The organism is Burkholderia sp. LAS2, from assembly GCF_018417615.1.
GTDB classification, from domain to species: domain Bacteria; phylum Pseudomonadota; class Gammaproteobacteria; order Burkholderiales; family Burkholderiaceae; genus Burkholderia; species Burkholderia sola.
Genome location: NZ_CP071052.1, coordinates 3,231,461 through 3,246,076 on the forward strand (window position 1 = coordinate 3,231,461; position 14,616 = coordinate 3,246,076).

Below are 14,616 nucleotides of genomic sequence, written 5' to 3' on the forward strand. Positions count from 1 at the left end.
ATTATGGCGAAGACCCTGTCGAAACCGGCCAGCGGCGCGCTCGCGCCCTGGCTCGGCATTTCGCTGATCGTGATCCTGTTCGACCAGCTGTCGAAGATCGCGATCCTCAAGACATTCGCGTACGGCGCGCAGCATGCGCTGACGTCGTTCTTCAACCTCGTGCTGGTGTACAACCGCGGCGCCGCGTTCGGCTTCCTGTCGACCGCGAGCGGCTGGCAGCGCTGGGCGTTCACCGCGCTCGGCGTCGGCGCGACGCTCGTGATCTGCTTCCTGCTGAAGCGCCACGGCCACCAGCGGCTGTTCAGCGTGTCGCTCGCGCTGATCCTCGGCGGCGCGCTCGGCAACGTGATCGACCGGCTCGTCTACGGCCACGTGATCGACTTCCTCGATTTTCACGTCGGCGCGTGGCACTTCCCGGCGTTCAACATCGCCGATTCCGCGATCACGGTCGGCGCGGTGCTGCTGATCTACGACGAGCTGCGGCGCGTGCGCGGCGCGCGCTGAGCGCGCATACTCCGTGTCGACGGCCGGCTTCGCGCCGGCCGTTCCGTTTGACCCCAGGAGGCCTGAGTTGGCACACGCAGAACTCGCAGGAAAACACCTCGTTCTCGGCCTGACGGGCGGCATCGCCTGCTACAAGATCGCCGAACTCACGCGGCTGCTCGCGAAGGCCGGCGCGACCGTGCAGGTCGCGATGACCGACGCCGCCACCCAGTTCATCACGCCCGTCACGATGCAGGCGCTGTCGGGCCGGCCCGTCTATACGAGCCAGTGGGACGCGCGCATCGACAACAACATGGCGCACATCGACCTGTCGCGCGAAGCCGACGCGATCGTGATCGCGCCCGCGTCGACGGATTTCCTCGCGAAGCTCGCGCACGGGTTCGCCGACGATCTGTTGTCGACGCTGTGCGTCGCGCGCGACTGTCCGCTGCTCGTCGTGCCCGCAATGAACCGCCAGATGTGGCAGAACCCGGCCACGCAACGCAACGCCGCGCAATTGCGCGCGGACGGCGTGTCGGTACTCGGCCCGGATTCGGGCGCGCAGGCCTGCGGCGAAGTCGGCGACGGCCGCATGCTCGAACCCGAGGCGATCTATGAAGCGATCGTCGCGCACTTCGCGCCGAAGGTGCTCGCGCACCGCCGCGTGCTGATCACGGCCGGGCCCACATTCGAACCGCTCGACCCGGTGCGCGGCCTGACGAACCGCTCCAGCGGCAAGATGGGGTTCGCGCTCGCGCGCGCCGCGCAACAGGCCGGCGCCGACGTGCATCTCGTCGCCGGGCCGGTCGCGCTCGACACGCCGTGGGGCGTGACCCGCCAGGACGTGCAGACCGCGCAGCAGATGTATGACGCGGTGATGCATGCCGTGAACGATGCCGACATCTTCATCGCGGTGGCCGCAGTCGCCGACTGGCGCGTCGACCAGCCGGCCGAGCACAAGATGAAGAAGACGGCCGACCGCAAGATGCCGGCGCTCGCGTTCGTCGAGAACCCCGACATCCTCGCATCGGTCGCGGCGCTGCCCGATGCGCCGTTCTGCGTCGGCTTCGCGGCCGAAAGCGGCGACCTCGACGTGCATGGCGACGAGAAGCGCAAGCGCAAGAACGTGCCGCTGCTCGTCGGCAACCTCGGCCCGCTGACGTTCGGGCGCGACGACAACGAAGTCGTGTTGTTCGAAGCGGCCGGCCTCACGCGCCTGCCGCGCGCGCCCAAGGACGAACTCGCGCATACGCTCGTGGCCGAAATCGCGAAGCGCCTGCCGGACAACCGCCTGATCTGATCCCTTGCGTGGCGGCAGACGCCGCCGCGCCCTTCCCGACCGATTCGACGACCGCATGAAACTCGACCTGAAGATTCTCGACGCGCGCATGCGCGATTACCTGCCCGCCTACGCGACCCCCGGCAGCGCCGGCCTCGACCTGCGCGCATGCCTCGACGCGCCGGTCACGCTGCAGCCGGGCGAAACCACGCTGGTGCCGACCGGCCTCGCGATCCACCTCGCCGATCCCGGCTATGCGGCGCTGATCCTGCCGCGCTCGGGCCTCGGCCACAAGCACGGAATCGTGCTCGGCAACCTCGTCGGCCTGATCGACTCCGACTACCAGGGCCAGTTGATGGTGTCGACGTGGAATCGCGGCCAGACCGAATTCGTGCTGAACCCGTTCGAACGCCTCGCGCAGCTCGTGATCGTGCCGGTCGTGCAGGCGCAGTTCAACATCGTCGACGAATTCACCGAGAGCGATCGCGGCGAAGGCGGGTTCGGCAGCACCGGCCGCCACTGACCCACACAGCACGAAAAAAGGGGCCACGGCCCCTTTTTCTTTTTGCGCACCGCCACGTGCAGCCCGGTTGCGCGATTCGCGCAGGCGCGGGTTCGCGACGCCGCGGTCAGCGCGCGTGTTGGTGGCGGTAGTGCAACGCGTAGGCGAGCGTCAGCAGCACGACGAACACGACACCGACCACCATCGTCATCCGGAATTCGCGCGTGAAAGGGGTCGTCAGCAGGATCGCCGCGACGAGCCCCGCACCGGCCAGGCTGCCGAACGGGTGCCCCCACATCCGGAACGCGAGCGCAGGGCCGCGATACCGCGCACGGAACCGCAGGTGCGTGACGAAGATCATCAGCCACGTGAACAGCGCGCCGAACATCGCGATCGCCATCATCACCGTGAACGCGGTATCGGGCGCGAGCGCGACCAGCACGGCCGCCACCGCGACGCCGCTCGTCGAGATCCACAGCGCCGCGCGCGGCACGCCGTTCGCGCCGAGCCGGCCGAACACCGCCGGCGCGAGTTGCGCGCGCGACAGGCTGAACATCATCCGCGTCGTCACGTAGAGCTGGCTGTTCATCGCCGACAGCGCCGCGATCAGCAGCACGAAGTTGATCACGCCCGCCGCATACGGCACGTGCGTCGCGGCCATCACCTTCACGAACGGGCTTTCGTCGGTGCCGGCCTGCGTCCACGGCACGATCGCGAGCATCAGCGCGAGCGTCAGCAGGTAGAACAGCACGAGCCGGAACACCGTCGAGCGGAATGCGCGCGTGACCGCGTGCTGCGGATCGCGCGCCTCGCCGGCCGCGATCGCGACGGCCTCGATGCTCATGTAGCTGAAGATCGCGACGATCACGGCGACCCAGGTGCCCCACGGCCCCTTCGGCATGAAGCCGCCGTGCGCGGTGTAGTTCACGAAACCGATGCCCGATGCGGGCGGCGCCGACCACACGAGAAACGCGCCGAGCACGATGAACACGACGATCGCCGCGATCTTCAGCAGCGAGAACGCGTATTCGACCGTCCCGTACAGCGTGACGCTCGCGAGGTTCACGGCGATCAGCAGCGCGGAAAATCCGATCACCCAGTACCAGCCGGGCACGGCCGGGAACCAGTACTTCATGAACACGGCGATCGCGCTGATCTCGGTACCGATCGCGAACACGACCGCGAACCAGTACGCATAGCGCACCAGGAAGCCCGCGAGCGGGCCGACGTAATGCTCGGCATAGGCGCCGAACGAGCCGGCCGTCGGATGCGCGACCGTCATTTCCGCAAGCGCGCCCATCAGCAGCAGCGCAATCAGTGCGCCGATCGCATAGGAAACCAGCACGCTCGGGCCCGCGAGCCCGATCGCGAATCCGCTGCCGAGGAACAGCCCCGTGCCGATCGCGCCACCGATCGCGATCATCGCCATCTGCCCCGACGTCAGCGCGTGGCGCAGCCCTTGTTCGCGCGCGACGATAGCGTCGAACGACCGTTGTTGTTGTGTCACTGCGTTACCACTCCCCTGCCCCACCATCGCGCCGCCGGCGCCGGATAAAACGAAACGGCGCGGAGAACTTCCCGCGCCGTTCGCATGAACAACGAATTATCGCTTACTCGACTTCGACCGTCTCTTCGTTCGGCTTGTGCGGCGGATTCGCCAGCTTGTCGAACGACAACTGCACCTTGTCGTTTTCGTCGACGTCGACCGTCACATGACCGCCGTTGAGAAGCTTGCCGAACAGCAGCTCGTCGGCCAGTGCACGCCGGATCGTGTCCTGGATCAGCCGCTGCATCGGCCGCGCGCCCATCAGCGGGTCGAAGCCGTGCTTCGCGAGATGCTTGCGCAACGCGTCGGTGAAGAGCGCGTCGACCTTCTTCTCGTGCAGCTGTTCCTCGAGCTGGATCAGGAACTTGTCGACCACGCGCATGATGATTTCCTCATCGAGCGAGCGGAAGCTGATGATCGCATCCAGCCGGTTGCGGAACTCCGGCGTGAACAGGCGCTTGATGTCGGTCATCTCGTCGCCGGTTTCGCGGCGCGTCGTGAAGCCGATCGTCGCCTTCTGCATCGACTCGGCGCCCGCGTTCGTCGTCATGATGATGATGACGTTGCGGAAATCCGCCTTGCGGCCGTTGTTGTCCGTCAGCGTGCCGTGGTCCATCACCTGCAGCAGCACGTTGAAGATGTCCGGATGCGCCTTCTCGATTTCGTCGAGCAGCAGCACGCAATGCGGCTTCTTCGTGACGGCTTCGGTCAGCAGGCCGCCCTGGTCGAACCCGACGTAGCCCGGCGGCGCGCCGATCAACCGGCTCACCGCGTGACGTTCCATGTATTCCGACATGTCGAAGCGGATCAGCTCGATGCCGAGCGTGAACGCCAGCTGGCGCGCCACTTCGGTCTTGCCGACGCCCGTCGGGCCGGAGAACAGGAACGCGCCGATCGGCTTGTCCATCTTGCCAAGGCCCGCGCGCGCCATCTTGATCGACGCCGAGAGCGCGTCGATCGCCGGATCCTGGCCGAACACGACGCTCTTCAGGTCGCGGTCGAGCGTCTGCAGCTTGCTGCGATCGTCCTGCGACACGCTTTGCGCCGGCACGCGCGCGATCTTCGAGATGATTTCCTCGATCTCGCCCTTGCCGATCGTCTTCTTCTGCTTCGACTTCGGCAGGATGCGCTGCGCGGCGCCCGCCTCGTCGATCACGTCGATCGCCTTGTCCGGCAGGTGACGGTCGGTGATGAAGCGCGCCGACAGCTCGGCCGCGGCCGACAGCGCACCCGACGAATACTTGACGCCGTGGTGCTCCTCGAAGCGCGACTTCAGCCCGCGCAGGATCGCGACCGTCTGCTCGACGCTCGGCTCCGTCACGTCGACCTTCTGGAAGCGCCGCGACAGCGCCGCATCCTTCTCGAAGATGCCGCGATACTCGGTGAACGTGGTTGCGCCGATGCACTTGAGCGTGCCCGACGACAACGCCGGCTTCAGCAGGTTCGACGCATCGAGCGTGCCGCCCGACGCGGCGCCCGCGCCGATCAGCGTATGGATTTCGTCGATGAACAGGATCGCGTGCGGACGCTCCTTGAGCTCCTTCAGCACCGTCTTCAGACGCTGCTCGAAATCGCCGCGGTACTTGGTGCCCGCCAGCAGCGCGCCCATGTCGAGCGAGTACACCTGCGCGTTCGCGAGGATGTCCGGCACTTCGCCGCGCGTGATCCGATACGCGAGCCCTTCGGCGATCGCGGTCTTGCCGACACCGGCTTCGCCGACGAGCAGCGGATTGTTCTTGCGGCGGCGGCACAGCACCTGCACGACGCGCTCGACCTCGGGCTCGCGGCCGATCAGCGGATCGATGCGGCCGTCCTTCGCCATCTGGTTCAGGTTCTGCGTGAACTGCGCGAGCGGCGTTTCCTTCTGCGCGTTCGCGTCTTCGCTTTCCGCGTTCGCGTCGGTCGACTTCGCGGCTTCGCCGCTGTTCGTCTTCGCGATGCCGTGCGAAATGAAGTTCACCACGTCGAGGCGCGTGACGCCCTGCTGCTGCAGGTAGTACACGGCATGCGAATCCTTCTCGCCGAAGATCGCGACCAGCACGTTCGCGCCCGTCACTTCCTTCTTGCCGTTCGACGTCGACTGGACGTGCATGATCGCGCGCTGGATCACGCGCTGGAAACCGAGCGTCGGCTGGGTATCGACATCGTCGGTGCCCGGGACGGTAGGTGTGTTGTCGTGGATGAAATTGCGCAGGTTCTGACGCAGGTCCTCGATGTTTGCCGCGCACGCGCGCAACACCTCGGCCGCCGTCGGATTATCCAGCAGGGCCAGCAGCAGATGCTCGACCGTAATGAACTCATGGCGCGCCTGGCGTGCTTCCATGAACGCCATGTGCAGGCTGACTTCCAATTCCTGGGCAATCATGCTTCCTCCATCACGCACTGCAGCGGATGCCCTGCCTGCCGCGCATGGGTAACGACTTGCTCAACCTTGGTCGACGCGATGTCCCGCGTATAGACCCCACATACCCCTCGTCCTTCGCGATGGACCTTCAGCATGATCTGCGTGGCCGTCTCGCGATCCTTCTTGAAATACTCCTGGACCACCATCACGACGAACTCCATCGGGGTGAAGTCGTCGTTCAGCAGCACCACCTTGTACATCGAAGGCGGCTTCAGCTTCTGCTGCTTGCGTTCCAGGACGGTACTGTCCTGCTTGTCCGGGATAATCGCCATACACCCATTCTAAACAACTCGGACAGGCCCGCAATCCTGCCATTACCCGACCGACCGGCCGGCGCCCTCCCCGGTATCCCGGAACACGCGATCGCCTTCGCGCCATACGAAAGCCGGCTGCGGTGCCGGCTTTCACGCGTGGCGCGGAACACGAACCGTCAGGGGGAATCGCACCGGAACGTCGTGTCCGCATCCAGTATCCCACAAGCCGGGACGACTCGAACGCGTGTCACTCGAGCCTGGTATATGAGCCGATTATGCGGCTTTTCAAGCCCTCGCGCTTGGCCGCATGCAGCCAGGCAAAGCCGGAAAAACCCTGAAAATGGGTTCTTTACAACGACCCTCTAAACGTCTAAAAATTCCACTTGACACTCCAATAAAGAGCGCCAACAATCAAGCTGGCACTTTTTTCAATTCGCCGGTTGGCGAAACGAAAGGGGCCGAGGTGAGCTTGTGAGGGGGGAACGGCTGCATTTTCCGGTCGTTTAGCTTTTCGAGCGTGCTCGTGGTAAGTAGCAGCGACTGTGTGACAGGGGAAGTAGGAAATGGCAACTGGTATCGTTAAATGGTTCAACGACGCGAAGGGCTTCGGTTTCATCACTCCCGACGAGGGCGGTGAGGATCTGTTTGCGCACTTCTCGGCTATCACCATGAATGGCTTCAAGACGCTGAAGGAAGGCCAGAAGGTGAGCTTTGACGTCGTCCAAGGGCCGAAGGGCAAGCAAGCGTCGAACATCCAGGCCGTATAAGGCATCGGATATCTGACGAAGAAACCCGGCGCATTGCGCCGGGTTTCTTTTTTTGAGGCCGGCCCGTCGATAATCGATTGGCCGGCCTTTTCGTTCAATCCCGACCGTTGAACGCATATTGTCTCGTCGCGCATGCAGATCGGATAACGAATCCGCGCGTGAAACACATTCGCGGCTTAGTTACACGACCTTCAGCGTGCCCATCATGCCGAGATCCTCGTGTTCGAGAATATGGCAGTGAAACATGCGCTCGCCCGGCATGTCTTGCGTGACGAGAATCGACACGGTTTCGCCGCTGCGCACGTTCACCGTATCGCGCCATGCGCGGAACGGCTCGCTCGTGCGTGAACCACCCGACGCCCGCTCGATCACCTGGAACTGCGTGCCGTGCAAATGGAACGGGTGATCCATGTCCGTCGTATTGCGGATCTCCCAGCGCTCGACGTCGCCGCGGCGGCTCGTCAGCGTCGCGCGGTGCGGCGCGTAGGTGTCGCCGTTGATCGTGAAGCGCATGCCCGCCGGGCGGCCGTGCGCGCCGCCCTTCATCATCGCGTCCATGTCCATTTCCTCGCCGAACGCAACCGTCTTGTGCGCGGCCGGTTCGCCCAGCGGCCGCACCGCGCGCAGCGTGGCAGGCAGCGCGCGGGCCGCGGCGGGCGCGAACGCGACGTCGGCCAGCGCCAGCGCCGGGTCGGGCGGCAGGCTGCCGTGACCGTCGTCGTGCGACATCGCCATCTTGCGGCGGTCGTACTCGGCCGCCTGCAGCACCGCGCGCGACGCACGGTCGCCGGCGCGGACCAGCAGCTCCGCGCGCTCGCCCGGCGCAATCAGCAGCGACGTCACGCGCCGCGGCGCATCGAACAATCCGCCGTCGGTGCCCACGTGCTCGAACGCGCGGCCGTCGTCGAACGCGATGCGCAGGTAGCGTGCGCTGCACGCGTTCCAGACCCGCCAGCGTTCGTCGCCCGCGACATCGATGCGCGGCCGGCGCGCGCCATTGACCAGCACGAACTGGCCTTCACGGCCGTTCATCCAGTCCATCATGTCGTTCGGCGCAATCGTGCCGTCGCGTGCAAGCTTCAGGTCCGACACGAACAGGTGGCGCTCGGGCCAGCCGGCGAGCGGATCGTCCGCGGCGCGCACGACGAACGGGCCGGCCAGCCCGCGGAACACCTGCTCGGCGGTCATCATGTGCGGATGCGGGTGGTACCAGTAGGTGCCGGCGCTGCCCTTCGGCAGCGTGAAGCGATACACGCGCGACGCGCCGGGCGCGACGGGATCGGACGGGTTGCCGTCCTGGTCGGGCGGCACCGGCAGGCCGTGCCAGTGGATCGTCGACGGCTGCGGCAGCTTGTTGACGAACCTGATCTCGACCGTATCGCCCTCGCGCACGTCGATCAGCGGGCCGACGACGGGCCCTTGCGTGCCCGCGCCGAACTGCCAGAACGCGGTCGGCCGCGCGCCGCGCAGCAGCGGTCGCGCCACCGGTTGAGCAACCAGCGTGGCCCGGAACGTGCCGGGCTCGCGGCTTTCGTTGGCGAGCGTGCGCAACGTCGCGAGCGGCGCGCCGGCCGGCAGCGCGTCGGCGGCCGCGAGCGCGCCCGGTGCGAGCTTGCCGTGCTGCGCGTGCGCCGACATCCCTGACATACCCGTCATACCCGGCATGTCGTCCATCGAATCCATGCCGGCCATGCCCGCGTGACCGGCATGCTGCGCCCATGCGGTGCGCGCCAACAGCGATGCGGCCGCGACACCGATGGTGCGCGACAGGAAGGTTCTCCGTCTCATCAATCGATCCTCGTCGTTCATACAGCGCCGCGCGACAGCCGCGGCGGTCACGTCATCATAACCGCAGGGCCGGATCGAAAAGCGCTGCCGCCGGGCGGGCGGCGATACGCCGCAGCAAGCATCGCTACCGCGCCGGATGCGGCGCGACGATCAGCATCGCCAAACGACGCTTCGGCAGCCATCGCTGCTCATCTGCCGTCCCTTTGCGCGTTGCGCCCGCCCCCCACGTTCCCCCCATCCGCTGCATCGACGATCCGTCAACCCGTCAATTTTTCACGATGCGGAACAAGTCCCTGCGTTATAAAAATTCGTGGTGCAGGGCACAAATTTCCCGTTTCGCGATGCCGAAAAACGTTCCGCCATACAAAACGATGTCAATAATTATTTGTTTTTAAAAGAGAATTTTTGTTTCGAGAAGCCGTTCTACATGCACCATCCGGGCGAGTCGCGGACGTAGACTTTGTTCCATGCACTGACGCTTCGCCACGACGTTCGACACGGAACCCGGCGCAAAGCAGTCAGTCGGGCCACGGCCGGTCGATCCGGCAGGCGGCACAACAGAATCGCTTGTGATCAGAAAGGGAGAACGGAAATGAAGGGATTTCGCTTTGGTTCAGCGCTTGGGTCGTTCTACATCCTGCCGGCAAACGGCGGCTGGGAAGCGACGTTCGGCAACGCTTCGCTCGGTGCGTTCTCGTGCCCCGAAGTCGCAGCCGACCGCATCTCCCGCGGCGACTGCGCGCAGCCGTCAGAACTGGACACGGCCACGCTCGAAGTGCCGGACGAAATCGCCGAATGGGAAATCGTTCACGTCTGAATGGCACGCCTGCAACGAAAAACGCCCCGGGCGACCGGGGCGTTTTTATTGGGTGTCGGGCGGCGAACGGCTCACCGCGCCGCGTCGACACACACATCGGCTCGCGCGAGTGCGCGCCCGGGGTCAGGCGACCGCGTCGACGATGCCGTTCAGCGTCGCGCTCGGGCGCATGGCCTGGCTCGTCAGGTCGACGTTCGGACGGTAGTAGCCGCCGATCGCCTGCGGCTTGCCTTGCGCGGCCGCCAGTTCCTCCAGGATGCGCGCTTCGCTGTCGGACAGCGCCTTCGCCACGCCCTCGAACTGTGCCTTCAGCGCGGCGTCCTCGGTCTGCTCGGCCAGCGCCTGCGCCCAGTACAGGCACAGGTAGAAGTGGCTGCCGCGGTTGTCGAGGCCGCCGACCTTGCGCGCCGGCGACTTGTTCTCGTCCAGGAACTTGCCGGTCGCCTGGTCGAGCGTCTTCGCGAGCACGAGCGCCTTCGGATTCTGGTACGCGTTGCCGAGATGTTCGAGCGACGCGGCCAGTGCGAGGAATTCGCCGAGCGAATCCCAGCGCAGGAAGCCTTCCTCGACGAACTGCTGCACGTGCTTCGGCGCGGAGCCGCCCGCACCCGTTTCGAACATCCCGCCGCCGGCCATCAGCGGCACGATCGACAGCATCTTCGCGCTGGTGCCGAGCTCCATGATCGGGAACAGGTCGGTCAGGTAGTCGCGCAGCACGTTGCCGGTGACCGAGATCGTGTCCTTGCCCGCGCGGATGCGCTCGAGCGAGAAGCGGGTCGCGTCTTCCGGCGTCATGATGCGGATGTTGAGGCCGTTCGTGTCGTGATCCTTCAGGTAGCGTTCGACCTTCGCGATGATCTGCGCATCGTGCGCGCGCGCCGGATCGAGCCAGAACACGGCCGGCGCGCCGGTCGCGCGGGCACGGTTGACCGCGAGCTTGACCCAGTCCTGCACCGGCGCGTCCTTCGTCTGGCACATGCGCCAGATGTCGCCCGCCTCGACCGCGTGCTCGAGCAGCACGTTGCCGGCTTCGTCGGTGACGCGCACGACGCCGTCCGCCGGGATCTGGAACGTCTTGTCGTGCGAACCGTATTCCTCGGCCGCCTGCGCCATCAGGCCGACGTTCGGCACGCTGCCCATCGTGACCGGATCGAACGCGCCGTGCTGCTTGCAGTCCTCGATCACGGCCTGGTAGACGCCCGCGTAGCAGCGGTCCGGAATCACGGCCTTCGCGTCGTACAGTTGGCCGTCCGGGCCCCACATGCCGCCCGAATCGCGGATCATCGCCGGCATCGATGCGTCGACGATCACGTCGCTCGGCACGTGCAGGTTCGTGATGCCCTTGTCCGAGTTGACCATCGCGAGGCGCGGGCGCACCGCGTACTCGGCCTTGACGTCGGCTTCGATCGCTTCGCGCGTGTCGGCCGGCAGGTCCTTCAGGCGCGCGTACAGGTCGCCGATCCCGTTGTTCGGGTTGAAGCCGACCTTCGCCAGTACGTCCGCGTGCTTCGCGAGCGCGTCGCGGTAGAACACCGACACGAAGTGACCGAACAGGATCGGGTCCGAGACCTTCATCATGGTCGCCTTCAGGTGCACCGAGAACAGCACGTCCTGCGCCTTCGCGTCGGCGATCTGCGCTTCGATGAAGCGGCGCAGCGCGTTGCGGCTCATCACCGACGCGTCGATCACTTCACCGGCCTTCACGGCCGTCTTTTCCTTCAGCACCTTCTTCGCGCCGTCGGTCGTCGTCAGTTCGATCTTCACGCTGCCGGCATCGGCGATCAGCGCCGACTTCTCGCTGCCGTAGAAATCGCCTTCGGTCATGTGCGCGACGTGGGCCTTCGACGTGGCCTTCCACGCGCCCATCTTGTGCGGATGCTTGCGTGCGTAGTTCTTGACCGACAGCGGCGCGCGGCGGTCGGAGTTGCCTTCGCGCAGCACCGGGTTCACCGCGCTGCCCTTGATCTTGTCGTAGCGCGCCTTGACGGCCTTCTCTTCGTCCGTCGACGGATCTTCCGGATAGGCCGGCAGCGCGTAGCCCTGCGCCTGCAGTTCGGCGATCGCGGCCTTCAACTGCGGCACCGATGCGCTGATGTTCGGCAGCTTGATGATGTTCGCTTCCGGCTTCAGCGTGAGCTGGCCCAGTTCGGCCAGATCGTCGGAACCCTTCTGCTCCGACGGCAGGACGTCTGCGAATGCCGCGATGATGCGGCCGGCGAGCGAGATGTCGCGCGTTTCGACGGCGACGCCCGACGAACGCGTGAAGGCCTTGACGATCGGCAGCAGCGAATAGGTCGCGAGCGCCGGCGCTTCGTCGGTGAGGGTGTAGATGATCTTGGGCGAAGTGGACATGGTGGTCAAAGCATTGCTACGTGATGATGGGACTGAGGAGCGCCGGCGGTAACCGGCGGGAAGCGACCGGGTCGATCGCGAAAGGGGCGCGCCGGCTCAGCCGGGCGGTGGTGTTGCGAGGGCCGTCATGTTCTACCTTGCAGGGCATGCGGCCGCCTCGCGGCGCCGCGGCCCGCATGCCGGGCCACCCTGCCAACAAACCTGCCATCCACGAAACGCTCCGGCGCCGGCAGTCAGCGCCGGGGCGGCCGGCAACCTGCCGGCCCACCCCGGAAGGGGTCTTACATGTTCTCGATCAGCACTTCGCCGAAGCCGGAGCACGACACCTGCGTCGCGCCTTCCATCAGGCGCGCGAAGTCGTACGTGACGCGCTTCTGCAGGATCGACTTCTCCATCGCGGCGATGATCGTGTCGGCTGCTTCCGTCCAGCCGAGGTGGCGCAGCATCATTTCCGCCGACAGGATCTCGGAACCCGGGTTCACGTAATCCTTGCCTGCGTACTTCGGCGCCGTGCCGTGCGTCGCCTCGAACATCGCGACCGAATCCGACAGGTTCGCGCCCGGCGCGATCCCGATGCCGCCGACCTGCGCGGCCAGCGCGTCGGAGATGTAGTCGCCGTTCAGGTTCAGCGTCGCGATCACGTCGTATTCGGCCGGGCGCAGCAGGATCTGCTGCAGGAACGCGTCGGCGATCGAATCCTTGATCACGATCTCGTTGCCCGTCTTCGGGTTCTTCACGCGCATCCACGGGCCGCCGTCGATCAGCTCGCCGCCGAATTCCTTCTGCGCGAGCGCGTAGCCGGCGTCACGGAACAGGCCTTCCGTGAACTTCATGATGTTGCCCTTGTGCACCAGCGTGACCGACTTGCGATCGTTGTCGATCGCATACTGGATCGCCTTGCGCACGAGACGCTCGGTGCCTTCGGTCGACACGGGCTTGACGCCGATCCCGGACGTTTCCGGGAAGCGGATCTTCTTCACGCCCATCTCGTCCTGCAGGAACTTGATCACCTTCTTCGCCTGCTCGGAGCCCGCGGCCCATTCGATGCCCGCGTAGATGTCTTCCGAATTCTCGCGGAAGATCACCATGTCGATCTTCTGCGGTTCGCGCACCGGCGACGGCACGCCCTTGAAGTACTGGACCGGGCGCAGGCACACGTACAGGTCGAGCTCCTGGCGCAGCGCGACGTTCAGCGAACGGATGCCGCCGCCGACCGGGGTCGTGAGCGGCCCCTTGATCGACACCACGTATTCCTTCAGCACCTGCAGCGTTTCGTCCGGCAGCCACACGTCCGGACCGTACACCTTGGTCGCCTTCTCGCCCGCGAAGATCTCCATCCAGTGGATCTTGCGCTGGCCCTTGTACGCATGCGCGACCGCCGCGTCGACGACCTTGATCATGACCGGCGTGATATCGAAGCCCGTACCGTCGCCTTCGATATAGGGAATGATCGGCTGATCGGAAACGTTGAGCGAGAAGTCCTTGTTGACGGTGATCTTGTCACCGCCCTCCGGAACCTTGATGTGCTGATACGGCATGATCGACTCCAGTGACGTGGCTGAGCAGGTGATGCTGGTCGAAGCTGCGCGCGCGGCGGGGCGAGGCATGGCCACCCCGTGACGACAACAGCGAGCCGCTATTCTAGCGCCCCAACCGGGCACTTCGGCGCGAACCGCGGCACTGCGTATCAAGACCTCACTTATGTCTTATATAAGACAGAGGACTTGCCGTTCCGTATTATGCATTAAGATTCCGCCATTTGCCATAGACCGCCCGCCCCCGCTTCCCGCGGGGCGCCGGGCGGGCGCCCCGCCATGAACCTGATCGCCCTCAACAAGCCGTTCGGCACGATTTGCCAGTTTTCCGCGCACGAGACGCGACCGTCGCTCGGCGACTGGGTAAAAACGCCCGGCGTGTATGCGGCCGGCCGGCTCGACGCGGACAGCGAGGGGCTGCTGCTGCTCACCGACGACGGCGCGCTGCAGGCCCGCATCGCGGAGCCGCGCCACAAGCTGGTGAAGCGCTACTGGGCGCAGGTCGACGGCGCGCCGGGGCCGGCCGACCTGAAGGCGCTCGCACGCGGCGTCGACCTCGGCGACTACGTGACGCGCCCGTGCCGCGCCGAATTCATCGAGCCGCCCGACACGCTGTGGCCGCGCAATCCGCCGATCCGCTACCGCGCCGCGATCCCGACCACGTGGATCGAGCTGGCGATCACCGAGGGCAAGAACCGGCAGGTACGCCGGATGACGGCGGCCGTCGGCTTCCCGACGTTGCGTCTGGTGCGCGTCGGCATCGGCGCGCTCGATATATTCGCGCTCGGCATTGCGCCGGGCGAAACAATCGCGCTGCCGCCGCGCGCGCCGTGGGACGGTTTCGCGCCGGCCGGATGACGAATCGGGGACGCGCGAATTTTTCGTCATC

General features: G+C 65.8%; 12 protein-coding genes. 6 read left to right on the forward strand and 6 right to left on the reverse strand.

All coding sequences use genetic code 11. The features are described 5' to 3' along the window. Positions 1 to 3: 3 nt before the first annotated feature. From lspA to dut, 3 genes are all read left to right on the forward strand, one after another. A complete protein-coding gene (gene lspA / locus JYG37_RS15000; RefSeq protein WP_213345553.1) occupies positions 4 to 504 on the forward strand; it encodes a signal peptidase II in 501 nt (166 codons plus the stop codon). A gap of 67 nt (positions 505 to 571) precedes the next feature. Further along, positions 572 to 1,783 (forward strand): bifunctional phosphopantothenoylcysteine decarboxylase/phosphopantothenate--cysteine ligase CoaBC, encoded by a 1,212-nt coding sequence (coaBC, locus tag JYG37_RS15005; protein ID WP_213345554.1) that lies wholly within the window; start codon positions 572 to 574, stop codon positions 1,781 to 1,783. Between the two features lie 55 nt (positions 1,784 to 1,838). Beyond that, positions 1,839 to 2,285, forward strand: a complete 447-nt coding sequence (dut, locus tag JYG37_RS15010) for a dUTP diphosphatase (RefSeq protein WP_050017546.1) — start codon at positions 1,839 to 1,841, stop codon at positions 2,283 to 2,285. A 106-nt stretch (positions 2,286 to 2,391) separates the two neighbouring features. Here the strand turns inward: dut and JYG37_RS15015 are convergent, their stop codons facing one another. The 3 genes from JYG37_RS15015 to clpS all read right to left on the reverse strand — a co-directional run bounded on the left by JYG37_RS15015 (position 2,392) and on the right by clpS (position 6,486). Then, complete coding sequence (locus tag JYG37_RS15015) at positions 2,392 to 3,771, reverse strand: amino acid permease (protein WP_124593575.1); 1,380 nt, start codon at positions 3,769 to 3,771, stop codon at positions 2,392 to 2,394. Between the two features lie 103 nt (positions 3,772 to 3,874). After that, entirely contained in the window at positions 3,875 to 6,175 is a 2,301-nt protein-coding gene (gene clpA, locus JYG37_RS15020) for an ATP-dependent Clp protease ATP-binding subunit ClpA (RefSeq protein WP_213345556.1), read from the reverse strand. After that, the gene (gene clpS, locus JYG37_RS15025; RefSeq protein WP_006398529.1) at positions 6,172 to 6,486 is read right to left on the reverse strand and encodes an ATP-dependent Clp protease adapter ClpS; all 315 of its coding nucleotides are present in this window, start codon (positions 6,484 to 6,486) and stop codon (positions 6,172 to 6,174) included. Before clpS ends, clpA begins: the two co-directional genes overlap by 4 nt. A gap of 545 nt (positions 6,487 to 7,031) precedes the next feature. Between clpS and JYG37_RS15030 the strand changes: the two genes are divergently transcribed. Further along, positions 7,032 to 7,235 (forward strand): cold-shock protein, encoded by a 204-nt coding sequence (locus JYG37_RS15030; protein WP_006488945.1) that lies wholly within the window; start codon positions 7,032 to 7,034, stop codon positions 7,233 to 7,235. Positions 7,236 to 7,415: 180 nt separating this feature from the next. Here the strand turns inward: JYG37_RS15030 and JYG37_RS15035 are convergent, their stop codons facing one another. After that, a complete protein-coding gene (locus JYG37_RS15035; protein WP_124631847.1) occupies positions 7,416 to 9,023 on the reverse strand; it encodes a multicopper oxidase family protein in 1,608 nt (535 codons plus the stop codon). Between the two features lie 592 nt (positions 9,024 to 9,615). Here JYG37_RS15035 and JYG37_RS15040 point away from each other — a divergent pair. Further along, on the forward strand, positions 9,616 to 9,840 hold the full coding sequence (locus JYG37_RS15040) for a hypothetical protein (RefSeq protein ID WP_006478028.1): 225 nt from the start codon (positions 9,616 to 9,618) through the stop codon (positions 9,838 to 9,840). A 123-nt stretch (positions 9,841 to 9,963) separates the two neighbouring features. On the opposite strand, the gene JYG37_RS15045 is transcribed toward JYG37_RS15040, so the two are convergent. Beyond that, positions 9,964 to 12,192 (reverse strand): NADP-dependent isocitrate dehydrogenase, encoded by a 2,229-nt coding sequence (locus tag JYG37_RS15045; RefSeq protein WP_124631848.1) that lies wholly within the window; start codon positions 12,190 to 12,192, stop codon positions 9,964 to 9,966. Between the two features lie 281 nt (positions 12,193 to 12,473). Beyond that, entirely contained in the window at positions 12,474 to 13,730 is a 1,257-nt protein-coding gene (gene icd, locus JYG37_RS15050) for an NADP-dependent isocitrate dehydrogenase (protein WP_039368210.1), read from the reverse strand. A 276-nt stretch (positions 13,731 to 14,006) separates the two neighbouring features. On the opposite strand from icd, the gene JYG37_RS15055 reads away from it, so the two are divergent. Further along, positions 14,007 to 14,585: a pseudouridine synthase gene (locus tag JYG37_RS15055; RefSeq protein ID WP_006490892.1), complete on the forward strand. Its 579-nt coding sequence runs from the start codon at positions 14,007 to 14,009 to the stop codon at positions 14,583 to 14,585. Positions 14,586 to 14,616 lie beyond the last annotated feature (31 nt).

Coding starts and splice junctions, on each gene's coding strand:
- JYG37_RS15055 (WP_006490892.1), top strand. CDS start 14,007: ATGAACCTGATCGCCCTCAACAAGCCGTTCGGCACGATTTGCCAGTTT.
- clpS (WP_006398529.1), bottom strand. CDS start 6,486: ATGGCGATTATCCCGGACAAGCAGGACAGTACCGTCCTGGAACGCAAG.
- clpA (WP_213345556.1), bottom strand. CDS start 6,175: ATGATTGCCCAGGAATTGGAAGTCAGCCTGCACATGGCGTTCATGGAA.
- dut (WP_050017546.1), top strand. CDS start 1,839: ATGAAACTCGACCTGAAGATTCTCGACGCGCGCATGCGCGATTACCTG.
- lspA (WP_213345553.1), top strand. CDS start 4: ATGGCGAAGACCCTGTCGAAACCGGCCAGCGGCGCGCTCGCGCCCTGG.
- icd (WP_039368210.1), bottom strand. CDS start 13,730: ATGCCGTATCAGCACATCAAGGTTCCGGAGGGCGGTGACAAGATCACC.
- JYG37_RS15040 (WP_006478028.1), top strand. CDS start 9,616: ATGAAGGGATTTCGCTTTGGTTCAGCGCTTGGGTCGTTCTACATCCTG.
- JYG37_RS15030 (WP_006488945.1), top strand. CDS start 7,032: ATGGCAACTGGTATCGTTAAATGGTTCAACGACGCGAAGGGCTTCGGT.
- JYG37_RS15045 (WP_124631848.1), bottom strand. CDS start 12,192: ATGTCCACTTCGCCCAAGATCATCTACACCCTCACCGACGAAGCGCCG.
- JYG37_RS15035 (WP_124631847.1), bottom strand. CDS start 9,023: ATGAGACGGAGAACCTTCCTGTCGCGCACCATCGGTGTCGCGGCCGCA.